The organism is Propionibacterium australiense (assembly GCF_003666605.1).
Taxonomy (GTDB): Bacteria; Actinomycetota; Actinomycetes; order Propionibacteriales; family Propionibacteriaceae; genus Propionibacterium; species Propionibacterium australiense.
In genome coordinates, this window is record NZ_RCIV01000002.1 from 426,380 (window position 1) to 438,653 (window position 12,274).

The window sequence follows — 12,274 nt, forward strand, 5'->3', positions numbered from 1 at the left end:
GCACGTCCTCAGCGCTGGGGGCGGACGAAGGGGAAGTTCAGCACCTGTCGGATCGTGGCGCCGGTGAGCGCCATCACCATCCTGTCCAGGCCGATCCCCAGCCCGCCCGTGGGTGGCATGCCGAGTTCGAGGGCGCCGAGGAAGTCCTCGTCGACCTCCATCGCCTCCGGATCGCCCTGGGCGGCCTGCCAGGACTGCTCGACCAGGCGTGTGCGCTGGATCAGCGGGTCGGCGAGTTCGGAATAGGCGGTTCCCAGCTCCATGCCGCCGGCGACCAGGTCCCAGCGCTCCACCAGTCCGGGCTCGCTGCGGTGGGGCGCGGTCAGGGGCGAGGTCTCGGCGGGGAAGTCGAGGTAGAAGGTGGGCATCACGGTCCTGGGCTCCACGAGCTCGCCGTAGAGTTCCTCCAGCACCTTCCCGGGCCCCCAGGTGGCCCCGGTCTCGATGCCGTGGGCGCGGGCCAGCTCCACCAGCTCGTCCAGATCGGTGCTCGGTGTCACCTCCCGGCCCAGGGCCTGCGACAGCGCATCGCAGACGCTCACCCTGGGCCACTGGCCGGAGATGTCCGTGAGCCGCATCGTCCCGTCGGCATCGGGCAGCGGCATCGCCTCGCGGCCGTGCACGGCCGCCGCGGCCCGCTGGATGATGCGCTGGGTGAGCAGGAGCATGTCGATGTAGTCGGCGAAGGGCTGGTAGGCCTCCACCACGGTGAACTCCGGGTTGTGGGAGGCGTCCGCTCCCTCGTTGCGGAAGTTCTTGCCGATCTCGAAGACCGCGCCGAAACCGGCCACCACGAGCCGCTTCAACGCCAGTTCGGGGGCGATGCGCAGCACCAGATCGGTGTCGTAGGCGTTGATGTGGGTGCGGAAGGGGCGGGCGCTGGCTCCGCCGTGCACGGTGTTGAGCATGGGCGTCTCGACCTCGTGGAAGCCCGCCTCGGTCAGGCAGCCCCGGACCGCTGCGATGGCGCGGCTGCGGGCGGCCAGCAGTTCCAGCTGGTCGGGGTGGACGATGAGGTCGAGGCTGCGGTTGCGTACCCGCGCCCGGGGATCGTCGAAGCCGCCCCACGGGATCGGCTGCAGGGCCTTCGCCAGCACCTGCCAGGAGCTGACGAGCAGCGAGGGCGTCCCCGTGCGGGACCGTCCCGCGGCGGCGTGCACGCCCACCAGGTCGCCGCGGTCGAGGAGCCTCGCGGCCCTCGCCACCTCGGCACGGCCCAGGACGTCGGCCTCGAGGATGAGCTGGCGCGATGCCCCGGCGTCGACCAGGTCGACGAAGCAGACCCCGCCGTGGTGCCGGATGGCCCGCACGCGCCCGACGAGTTCGACCCCGGCCTCGGGGGCCGTGTCGCCCGGCAGATCGCGCAGCCACACCGCGTTCCGACGTCCGACCGGATAGCCCGGCTCCCCGCCGGCACGCAGCGCCTCCAGGTGCGCGAGTCGCTGCTGTGACTGGTCGCTGCGGCGAACGGGCTCGATCTCGGGGGGTCGTGGTTCGGTCAGTTCCCTCAGTTCGGCCAGCTCCGCCGGCCCGAGCGTCGCGGACGACGGCGCGTCCCGGTGCAACCAGAACAGGTCCGGCAGATAGCCCTCGGCCAGCGCGGCGGCCCCGGCCACCTGTGGCGTCGTCAGCGGGGTGGGCAGCGCCAGATAGCGCGGCTGCCAGTCGGGCCGGTACTTCGCGTTCGAGCGGTACAGCCGCTGGATCTGCCAGAACCGGTCCATGGCCCCCAGCAGCCTGGAGCCGGCCTGGTTGATCGGCGCAGTGGCCACGTCCTCGGCCTGGGCGAAGACGTGGCGCAGGAAGGCGAAGTTGAGCGAGAGCCGGCGGATCCCGTGCCCTCTGCCCCATGCCATGAGCTCGGCCAGCAGGAACTCGTTCACCCCGTTGGGGGCCTGCCGATCGCGGCGCATGAGATCCAGGGAGAGGCCGTACCGGCCCCAGGGCAGGAAGGTCATCATGGCCTGCGGCCGGTCGGAGGCGTCCCGCACCATGGCCACCACGATGCGCGGATCGGCCTCGTCACCGAGTCGCCCCAGCTCCATCGAATAGCCGCGCTCGGCCTCGTCCCCGCGCCACCTGTCGGCCAGCGTCACTGCCTCGTCGACCTGCTCGCTGGTCAGCTCGTGCTGGAACCGGATCTCGGCGTGCAGACCATCGCGTCTGGCCCTTGTCCAGGCGCGGCGTACCTCGCTCATCGCGGTGGAGTGCAGCTGGAAGGCCGCCGTGTCGAGGACGGCCTCGTCTCCCAGCCGCAGCACGGTGAAGCCGAGTGCGCGGGCGTAGGCCCGTGCGCCGGCCTCGCTGCACGCCAGCACCGCGGGGGTCCACCCGTAGCGGCGGGTCTCGGCGTGCCAGGACTCGATCGTCCGGCCCCAGCAGGCAGGATCACCGATCGGATCGCCAGAGGCCAGGGCGACCCCGCCGAAGACCTGGTAGCCGATCGCGGCCCGCTGCGACTCGCCGAAATGAAGCAGCCGGTCGCGGCGCGTGCTCACGTAGCCGAGCGAGTCCTCCTCGCCGTGGTCGCGCAGCAGCCTGCGCAGTTGCAGTTCGTTCCCTGGCTCCCAGGAGTCGGCGGGACGGGTCGTCCGGGTGAAGACGATGACCGAGCCGATCATCGAGGCGCCGAGGATGAGTGAGGAGACGAGGGGCACGACGTCGCGGACCTGAACGGCCTGCCAGGACGGCGGCAAGGTAACGTCCATCGATATCGCGAGCGCAGCGATGGTCTGTCGCCAGGGTTCACCCGAATCATCGTGCAACGCCAGAACAAGTAGATAGGTCACCACAATGGTCAAGAGGCCGCCGCACAGCAGAACAAGAGTGGCTCGCCACCATGAACCGGGAGCGAAACGAGCAGGAAACGCCGGCCACAGCCAGATCACCAGCGCACAGGCCGCAGCCGAGACGACCACGAGGACAACAGACAGCACCAGGGTCGGCACGAAGAGCACCGTGGATCCATCGGCGAGATCGAGGGAGTCCCCGAATCCGGCCATGAGGGTGAGAATCGCGATCGCCTGCAGGACGCCGAGCAGCTGGAACACCAGCACGAGCACGAGGGCCAGCCGCTTGCGGTGCACCAGGCCGTGGGTGACGACCGCCATGAACAGCACCGAGACCAGGGAGGCCCCCACTGGCAGGTTCAGCAGGGCAACCGTGAAATCCAGCCACCACGGCACAGCATCGCGGTAGAAGAACCGGTATCTGCACCACATGAGTAGGGCGCAGATGGTGCCGATCGCGTAGACCCAACTCAGCGCGTTCGCGGCTCGCTGTCGCCGAAGGTCCCTCATGCCGCCACCCCGGAGAACTGCGCGGACTCGCCCAGCCAGGCGAGCCCGACCGGGAGTCCGGTCTCCCATACCGATGGGGCGTGCCCGCCGCTTTCCAGCAGTGTGCTGGTCAGTGATGTCGGTGCCTTGACGCGCGGTTCGAATTGAGTCAGCTCTGCGTAGGGCCTCTCGTCATCCTTGGCGGTCCACACCCACAGCCGCACAGCGGGGGCATTCTGCTCGGCGATGCGCGCCAGGTCGTACTCGGGGTCGCCCTCGGGCCGGTAGGCCTTGCCGTCGAAGAGCGGTTTGAAGTAGCCCGCCATGGAAATGCTGTGGCCGAACAGTTCGGGATGGCGCATGGTGAGCATCGTCGAGCACCAGCCACCGGCGCTCAACCCGAGAGTCGCCCAGCCCTGGCGGTCCCCGATGGCCCGCAGATTGGCCGTGATCCACGGCACGACGCTCGTCGTCAGCCAGCTCTCGGTTCGGATGCTGCCGTCGGAGGCGTCAACGCACTCCGTGTCGAGGTTGTCGGGGAAAACGTCGGGCACCACGACGATGGCCTCGCGCATCTTGTGCTCGCCGACCAGTTCCTCGATCCGCTGCCCGATCGCCATGTCGCCCTCCTGGTAGGTGGAGATCGACCCTGGCACGCCGGCGAAGGCGAGGATCACCGGGTAGAACCGCTCGGGCTGGGACAGATAGCTGGCCGGCAGCCAGACGAGGGCCCGGTGTCCGGTCTCACCCTGCTGCCCGGGGATGGTGACGGTGAGATATCTGCTCTGGCCCGGATTGCTCCAGTCCTGGGATCCGAGAGCCGGGTTCTGCCGGGGGTCCGCTTGCAGGGCGCTTGGTTGTCCCGTGGCCCAGGGCGCCGTCGTCGACGTCTCGGCCTCCACTCTGCCAGATGTCGAGACGTCGACGACCTTGCCGGCCCCTGCCAGGCTCGCCCAGGTGGGGTACCAGCCCTGCGCTGCGTTGAGGCCGAGGGCGAGGACGAGGATGCTCAGCAGGATGCTGGACAGCACCCCCACGACCTGCCGGGCGACCGCCCGCCAGGGTTTGGTCGCTGGCCGCAGGGGGATTCGGATGAGTGTCCAGGCCAGCACCGCTGCCAGCGCGACACCGGCGAGCACGGCGGGTACCGGGCTGTTGAGTTGCAACCATTGAGGCATTGCGTGTCTCGTTTCGGTCACCTGGGTCACGCGCGACGAGCGGTTTCCCAGCATTGCGTACTAGGGCGACAATGGAAGGTACCTTCGGGGCGGGCGATTCCCCATGATTCGATGCCTCGTTCAGGGAGAATGAGGGGCCGGCCGCGCCTTTTTCAGTCGGCCGGCGGAGGCCCTGGTCAGCCAGGTGGCGGACCGCTGCGTAGCCGTGCAGCCCTCGGCACGGGATTCCGGGTGCGGGCTCGACGCGGTCCGACCGCGGAGGCACCCGGATCGCCAAGATTCCTCGGGCCTGCTCCATGGTGCACAGGGGGCGGAGCGATGAGAAGAACCAGCCGATCGCCCGAAGCGGAACACCGCAGATACGGAGCGAGCCCGGCCACTCCGCTCCCCAGGCGTCACACCGCGATCGTGCGCGCCCTGCGGAAGGCCAGAACGACGACGGGCGCCGTCCAGGAAACGGCCAGGAGATAGCGCAGCCACAGCTGGGACAGGGGCCCCGGAGACGGCATCGCCTCCGTCCCCATGAGGAGGGTGAGGGCGGAGTGGGGCAGGTAGTCCAGCAGCATCGACGACTGGAACAGCAGCCAGCCGACCGGCTGGATCGCGAGGATGAACACCGACCACATGACGACGGCGCGGACGGCCGATCGCATGAGCACGCCGAGTCCGGCGCCGACGAGGTTCGAGAGCACGAGGGCAGTGATGGTGCCGCAGATCATCGCGACGACCCCGGGGCCCGCCATCGGTTCGAGACCGGCGTCGATGAAGGGACTGGCGATCAGCTGCACGAGGAGCAGGGTGCACCCTGCGGCACAGCCGACGGCGAGGGTGCTCGCCGTCATCTTGGCGAGCAGGAGCCGCGCCCGGCCGGGCACCGCGCTGAGAGTGGTGACGATGGAGCCGTGTGAGTAGTCCTCGCCGGTGAGCAGCGCCCCGACCATCCCGGCCCAGATCACGGCGGTCTGGACACCGGTGGTTCCCGAGACGAGGACGGAGAACACGCCCAGGGTGGCGCTCACGACGGCCAGGAGGAACCAGAAGCGCGGGCCGACGGCCATCTTGTACAGCTCGGCGCCGAGAACCCGCGGGAAAACTGGTCCTCGGTGCCGGGCCATCGCCGGCGGTGCCTGCCGGGGAAACGCATCAGGCATGACGGCTCCTGCCTCCGGCCGCGGCCAGCAGCGCCACGGACCATGCCAAGGACGCCAGCCCAGACACCGGCCGTGCCCCGGACTCGCCGACCATCAGATGGGTCAGGCCGGCCGCGGGGTTCAGGGCGAGACTCCAGGGGGCTCGAACCGGGTCGAACCATGAGCCGTATGCGGTTCCCGCGCTGAAAACCGCGACGCAACCGGCCCAGAGAGCGGCCGCACCGAGCCCTGTGCGCGTGAGATCCCCGAGGGCGCAGCCCATCACCACGGAGAGGAGCAGTGCGGCGACGGTGGCGGCGATGACGGTGCGGGCGTCGCCACCGGAGCGGACAGCGCCCTCTGCCGTGCGCAGGGGCCGGGCCGTCACGTGGAGGACGACGGCGGCCACCGCCGTGGGCACGCAGCTGCACAGTGCACACGTCACGATCTTCGCGGCGAGGAGCCGGCGCCTGCGAGCCGACGCGACCAGGGTGAGCGCAAACAGGCCGTCGCTGTGCTCCTGACCGGTGGACAGTGCTCCGATCAGCCCGGCGAGCAGGACGATCAGGTAGCCGCCGAATGCCCCGGAGATCAGCGGCATGACACACACGCACAGGAGCAGCAGTCCGGTCAGGATCCGGGCAGTGCGGTCGTGGCCGAGCTTGTACAGCTCTGCGCAGATCACGCGCACAAGACTCGGGCCGACAACACCGCCCGCTCCGGCGGTCTCGTCCGCTGCCCTCATGACGGCCCCGCGCAGTCATCCGTGCCACTGCTCGCCTGGTCGGACGACGCGGTGACCCGGAAGAAGATGTCTTCCAGCGAAGCGCCCACAGCGCGGATCTGGGAGAACTCGAGTCCGACATCGAGCACGGCTCGGTTGACCTCGGCGATACCGGCGCCGGCGATCACGATCGCACCATGTTCCTCACCCGGGCGGGTCCTCCACCCGCGCGCAGCGGCCAGGGCTTGGACCTCATCCGGTGATGATGCGCGGATCAGGACGCCGCCGCTTCTCCCGGCCAGCCCGGTCAGCGGCCCACAGGCCCGAACCCTGCCCCTGTCCAGCAGCACAACGGTGTCGATCAGGGATTCGAGTTCGGCCAGCAGGTGCGACGAGACGAGTACCGCGCAGCCCTGCCGGGCACGTTCCTCGAGCAGGCCCCGCAACCACCGGGCCCCTCCGGGTCCAGGCCGTTCAGCGGCTCGCCGAGAACGAGATTGCCCGGGTCCCCCAGCAGCATGGCCGCCAGGGAGAGCCGCTGACGCATGCCGAGCGAGTAGGAACTCACGCGCTTGCCCCGCTCGCCTTCGAGCCCGACCTGCTCGATGCACTCGTCGACGCGCCAACGGGGCACCCCGCCCGCGATGGCGAGCGCCATGAGGTTCTGTCGGCCAGTGCGGCCGCCGTACCAGCCCTCCGGGCCATAGGCCACGCCCAGGTGCCGCATCGGCGCATCATGATCGCCGTAGCGCCGTCCGTCGACGAGAGCGCGCCCGGCCACGGGAGACACGAGCCCTGTCAGGCATTTGAGCACGGTGGTCTTTCCCGCGCCATTGGGCCCGACGAGCCCCGCGATGTGCCCGGCCTCGACCGTGAAATCGACGTCGTCCAGGACGGCGCTTCGCGCATACCGCGCCGTCAGATGCTCTGCGACCAGCACCATGAGCCGGCCTCGCCTGTTCTCTCGGGCCCGAGGACAGCCCTCTCTCGTGGAGCATCTACCTCGGGACTGGTTGGTACCGCTGAGCCGATTGTCCCCACGGCAGGCCCCCTTGACCGGGCGCCCCGACGGAAACAGCGACGACCCTGTCGGAACGATGAGTCTTGCGTCGCCTGCTTCGACAGTTCTTCGCCATGTCGGCCCAGCCCCGATCGAACGACCCCCGCAACGGCTTCAGTTTCCGAGTTGCAACAGCAACTGATGATGGACATCGGCCTTCCCCTTGTCGACATATTTGATGTCCTCCAATCCCCCGATGACCAGTCCCGGCACAAAGAAATAGATCTCATCCGCCCCCAGGGGGCCGCACTTCTCCCTTGCCCTGTCGAACAGACTCCTCCTGAAGACTTTTTCCTCCACCTCAGGGTCCAACAGATAGGCCAAGAACTCAACGATCGTGTACGCCGGAACGGTTGCCCTGCGATAATGGATGTCCAGCAGCGAGACATCGTAAATTCCATCGCCCAGATCACGGAAATAGAAAATGTCCCCGAAACCGGTCATCATGAATGGAATCCTCGAAGCATCCCGACTCCCGAGCCACGAGTACAAGCTCTCCGCGTAGCCTTCGGGGTCTATCAGTTTGACGATGCCGCCCCCATAATTTCCAAGGCCATACCGTTTCATGAAGTCGAGCAGTTCACCTGGGAGGCCGGCAGCCTCGCACGCCTGTATTGTGTGAGCTGAGGGCTTCACCAGGCCATCCGAGGGCTCGTACTTCTCGACGAACGACTCCCACATCTCCTCGGGGGGTGGGTTGTCATTATTGACAAGCGCCTCCCAGATCTCCTCCGGAAGTGAGTTCTCACCATTTCTCCTGGATCTGTCAATAAGTCCCATGAATCCTCACCTTGACGTTGCTTTTGCTGCCACCCCAGGAGGGCTACGCAAAGCTCTTTGATTTGACAGGGTTGTCGCCGTTTCCGCCCGGGCGCCCCGGGCAAGGGAGCCGGCCGTGGAGATGACTGGGTCAGCAGTGCTCGCAAATCCCGGGGGCAGGCCACCATGCATGTCATCGTACAGCAGGTTTCCCGTCAACCGCACTGACTGACCGGTGCACGATCCTCACCGAAATCCACTTCCGCCCCGCCGGGAACGAACAGTCGCCAACCCCAGAACCCGGCGAGCACTCCACACCCAGCCGCAATTCCTCCACATCTCCATCGAAACCAGCACAGCGGCCATCGCACCAGAATTCTTCAGCACCAGTTCTGCATAACCCTCGTTCCATCTGATGCAGAACAGCCGAGGCAATCCGCCGGCATCGGCCGCCCGTTGAGTCACTCGCCCGGCTCAGTTCTTGAGCACGGAAATCAGAGCAACGAGTTTCTGGTGGGGCGTGTGGGGTTCGAACCCACGACCCAGGGATCATGAGTCCCCTGCCCCGATCTGCTGAGCCAGCGCCCCTGCCCGGCGCATCACCGGGCCATCATGGGCCTCACCGCCCTCATGGACTCGCCCGCCGGCGAACTCGGCGTCAGCACATGCATGGCTGAGAACCGCCGGCCCCGAGGCGGTCGCCGATGCCCTGGCCCGACGACCTGGGTCGTCTACGAGGGTGCTGGTATCGCCCTGCACCCCGGGGTGACGACCCGCAAGCTGGTCGTGCGTGGCGAGCACGCAAGGGACTCCCCCGCCTGCTCGCCACGCACCGGTCACTTCAGATCGCGGAAGAACTGATCCCAGGGCATCCCGAGGGGAGCATCCTTGGCGACCACCGAGTAGAGGAAACGGCACAGCGGATACTCGTCGGCACCGATGACACCCCGCTCGGTCAGCGGTTCGAGTGCCTTGCCGATGACCTTGATGGCCGCGACACCCTCGAGCGTCACGTCCTTCATGCGTTCCTCCTGCACCTGCGAGAAGGGGATGCCCTCGCCGACGAAACCGCCGGCCTTGACGTTGCGTCCGCCCATCGATGTGACGAACATGTCGCCCACTCCGCCCAGGCCGTCCCCGGTCTCCGGGTTACCACCCATGAGCTTGATGAAGGAGCGCAGCTCCTTCTGCCCTTGGGCGAAGACCGCTGCGCCGTAATTGTACATGACGTAGCGGTCGTCCTGCTTGCCGGCCTTGCGCAGCAGGCCCTGCGCGAAGCCTGCCGCGAAGGCGTAGATGTTCTTCGTTGCCGCGCCGGTCTCGTGACCGATGAAATCCGTGGACGTCCACACGTGGTAGTAGTCGGTGCGGAAGAGCTCCGCGATGTACTCGAGGTCCTGTTTGTCCTGGCCGCAGAAGACCACGCAGGTGTCATGGTGAACGGCCACCTCACCTGCGATGGAGGGGCCGACGACGGCGTTCCACGAGACCTGCTCGGCCAGCCGGGGATCGAAGTAGGAGCGCAGCACGTCGGGCAGGATGCGCATCGTGCCGTCCTCGTCGGCCCGCATGCCCTTTGTGACGCACAGGAGCTTCTGCCCCGGCCTCATCAACCCGGCCAACTGCTCACCGGCCCACTCGACGCCGAAGGAGTTCACGCCGCACATGACGACATCGGCGTCGGCGATGGCCTCGGCCGCATCCTCCAGCTGGTAGGCGCGGACACCGTCGTTGACCTTGAGCCCAAGGTCGGGGTGCACGCCCGTTCGTTGAATCGAGTCGATGATCTCCCGGTCGAGGAAGGTCCCGACGAGCCGGACGTCATTGCCGTTCTCGGAGGTTGGGAAGGACAGGGCCGTGGCCATGATGCCCGAACCCAGCGCAGCGATTATTGCCATGTGAGTGGTTTCCCTTCAGTTCGGTTGTCCGATATCTCAGTTGCGTGATCTCCAAGTCGTACAGGGCCGCGGGTGGGTCATGCCCGGGGTTGTCCCGCGGCCTCGGCACGGTTGCGAAAGATGCGTGCCCGGATGTCCTTGAGCTGGTGCATCAGGGAGACGCCGTTGTAATGGCCAAAGAGGTCGTGAAGTTGCTTGTAGATGCCGTACAGGATGTCGTACTGCTCGGCGATCTCCTCGTTCGGCACGTAGGCGCTTCGCTCGACCGAGGTCATGGCATCGGCCGCGGCGAACACGTCCGGGTACACGTCGGCCGCCACGGCGGCGAAGACAGCCGACCCGAGAGCACCGGTCTGCTCGACCAGTGAGACGGAGATGGGGCGGCGTGTGACATCGGCAAGCAGCTGCATGTAGTAGGCGTTGCGCAGCAGACCGCCTGCTGCGACGATCTCGTCGACATCGATGCCGTGTTCCTCGAAGTTCTCGATGATGACGCGACAGCCGAAGGCGGTGGCCTCCAGCAGCGCCCGGTAGACGTCCTCGGGACGGGTCGCCAGCGTCTGGCCGAGGACGAGGCCGGAGAGCCGGGCGTCGGCGAGAATCGACCGGTTGCCGTTGTGCCAGTCGAGCACCACCAGGCCGTGCTCGCCGACCTCCTGGCCCCTCGACTTCTCGACGAGGAGCTCGTGCACCGTGACTCCCCGCTCGGCCGCCTCGTTCTCATAGGCCGCCGGTACGCAGTTGCCGACGAACCACGCAAAGATGTCGCCGACAGCGGTCTGGCCGCCCTCGAAACCCCAGTAGCCGTCCACGGCGCCACCGTCGACGATCCCCAGGATGCCCGGACAGTCGTGGTACTGCCGGTCATTGATGATGTAGCAGGAGGATGTGCCCAGAATCGCCGTGAGCTGCCCCGGACGGACGGCGTTGGCACCGGCGACGACCACATGGGCGTCGATGTTCCCCGCCGCCACCGCGATACCGGCGGGTAGTCCCATGAGTTCAGCGAACTCCCTGGTCAGGCCGCCGACCCGGCTGCCGAGCGGGACGATCGGGTAGTTCATCTTCTTCTCGTAGACGTCTCCGAAACCGGGTTTGACGGCCTCGAGGTATTCCCGTGAGGGGTACGCGCCGTCCTGCAGCATGCGCTTGTAGCCGGAATCGCCGGCGGCGGCTGTGAGCCTGCCCGTCAAGCGCCAGGTGAGCCAGTCGACCAGGTCGACGATGACCTCGGCGGCCTCGTAGGTCGTGGGGGCCATTTCGACGACCTCCAGCACCTTGGGCAGCAACAGCTCCGAGGAGAGCACACCGCCGTATCGGGCGAGCCAGGGCTCGCGACGGGCCTCTGCGACCTTCACAAGGCGGGTGGCCTGGTTCTGAGCGCCGTGGTGCTTCCACAGTTTCGGGTAGGCGTGAATGTCGTCCTCGAACCCGGGTTTCTCGCACAGCGGCGTACCGCTGGCATCGGTGAGGAGCACCGTCGCCGAGGTGGCGTCGAGGCCGATCCCGACGATGTCGCCGGGGTCGACCCCCGCGTCCGCGATGGCGGCGGGAACGGACTCGCGCAGCACCTTGATGTAGTCGCCGGGGCTCTGCAGGGCGAACTCCGGCGGCAGGATCTGGCCGTCACCGGCAGTCAGCGTGTGGTCCATGACGCCGTGGGGGTACTCCGTGACATGCGTGCCGAGCTGCTCGCCGTTCGCGGCGTCCACGACGACGGCTCGACCCGAGAGCGTCCCGAAGTCGATGCCGAGAATGTATTTCCGGTCAGACACTGGCCCTGTCCTCCTTCTCGCGGTGAGCGGGATCAATTCCGGACACACTCCGGGAATGGAGCCAGCAGGGCGAAGGCTGTGACCACGATTCTCATGACTCACGGGCCCGCCGGCGCAGTGAGCATGTCGCATCCGACGGTATCAGTCGGAGGCCGGCTGCGCGAGAAGAGCCGGATCACCAACCCAGCCCTTGTCGCGAAATCAGGGTTTACCCGAGGGTAACCCTGATCTCCACTGGTGGTTGCCCGCCACTGGTCACAGTTCTTCCCGAAGTGACTCGATCATGAGGCTTATTCATAGGGTGTAGGTGAAGATGATTCCGAGTATTGCTGTGATGGTGTTTGAGAGGGTGTCGGCGGGGCGTCTGTAACCGATTTTGAGGGTGTGCCAGGTTTTGAGGTTGGCGATGGCCTGTTCGATCTGCCATCTGATTTTGTTGATGGCCCGGTTGTAGTTCTCGTGGGTTTCTGGT

9 protein-coding genes and 1 tRNA gene are annotated in these 12,274 nt (G+C 67.2%); all 10 read right to left on the minus strand.

The window, feature by feature from the left end:
• Positions 1-8: 8 nt before the first annotated feature.
• A complete protein-coding gene (gene lysX, locus D9T14_RS03955; RefSeq protein ID WP_119160835.1) occupies positions 9-3,299 on the minus strand; it encodes a bifunctional lysylphosphatidylglycerol synthetase/lysine--tRNA ligase LysX in 3,291 nt (1,096 codons plus the stop codon).
• A complete protein-coding gene (locus D9T14_RS03960) occupies positions 3,296-4,456 on the minus strand; it encodes an alpha/beta hydrolase (RefSeq protein ID WP_170175682.1) in 1,161 nt (386 codons plus the stop codon). Before D9T14_RS03960 ends, lysX begins: the two co-directional genes overlap by 4 nt.
• A 395-nt stretch (positions 4,457-4,851) precedes the next feature.
• Complete coding sequence (locus D9T14_RS03965) at positions 4,852-5,607, minus strand: hypothetical protein (RefSeq protein WP_121592084.1); 756 nt, start codon at positions 5,605-5,607, stop codon at positions 4,852-4,854.
• A complete protein-coding gene (locus D9T14_RS03970; RefSeq protein WP_119160838.1) occupies positions 5,600-6,331 on the minus strand; it encodes an ABC transporter permease in 732 nt (243 codons plus the stop codon). The genes D9T14_RS03965 and D9T14_RS03970 overlap by 8 nt, the downstream gene beginning before the upstream one ends.
• Entirely contained in the window at positions 6,328-6,498 is a 171-nt protein-coding gene (locus D9T14_RS13585) for a hypothetical protein (RefSeq protein ID WP_170175681.1), read from the minus strand. Before D9T14_RS13585 ends, D9T14_RS03970 begins: the two co-directional genes overlap by 4 nt.
• 173 nt (positions 6,499-6,671) lie before the next feature.
• Positions 6,672-7,253 (minus strand): ATP-binding cassette domain-containing protein, encoded by a 582-nt coding sequence (locus tag D9T14_RS03975; RefSeq protein WP_119160839.1) that lies wholly within the window; start codon positions 7,251-7,253, stop codon positions 6,672-6,674.
• A 231-nt stretch (positions 7,254-7,484) separates the two neighbouring features.
• Positions 7,485-8,150: a T6SS immunity protein Tdi1 domain-containing protein gene (locus tag D9T14_RS03980; protein WP_119160840.1), complete on the minus strand. Its 666-nt coding sequence runs from the start codon at positions 8,148-8,150 to the stop codon at positions 7,485-7,487.
• A gap of 490 nt (positions 8,151-8,640) precedes the next feature.
• Positions 8,641-8,717, minus strand: a tRNA-Ile gene (locus D9T14_RS03985).
• Between the two features lie 248 nt (positions 8,718-8,965).
• Complete coding sequence (locus tag D9T14_RS03990) at positions 8,966-10,027, minus strand: NAD(P)H-dependent glycerol-3-phosphate dehydrogenase (protein ID WP_119160841.1); 1,062 nt, start codon at positions 10,025-10,027, stop codon at positions 8,966-8,968.
• A gap of 77 nt (positions 10,028-10,104) precedes the next feature.
• Complete coding sequence (locus D9T14_RS03995; RefSeq protein WP_119160842.1) at positions 10,105-11,802, minus strand: ribulokinase; 1,698 nt, start codon at positions 11,800-11,802, stop codon at positions 10,105-10,107.
• Positions 11,803-12,274: the final 472 nt, after the last annotated feature.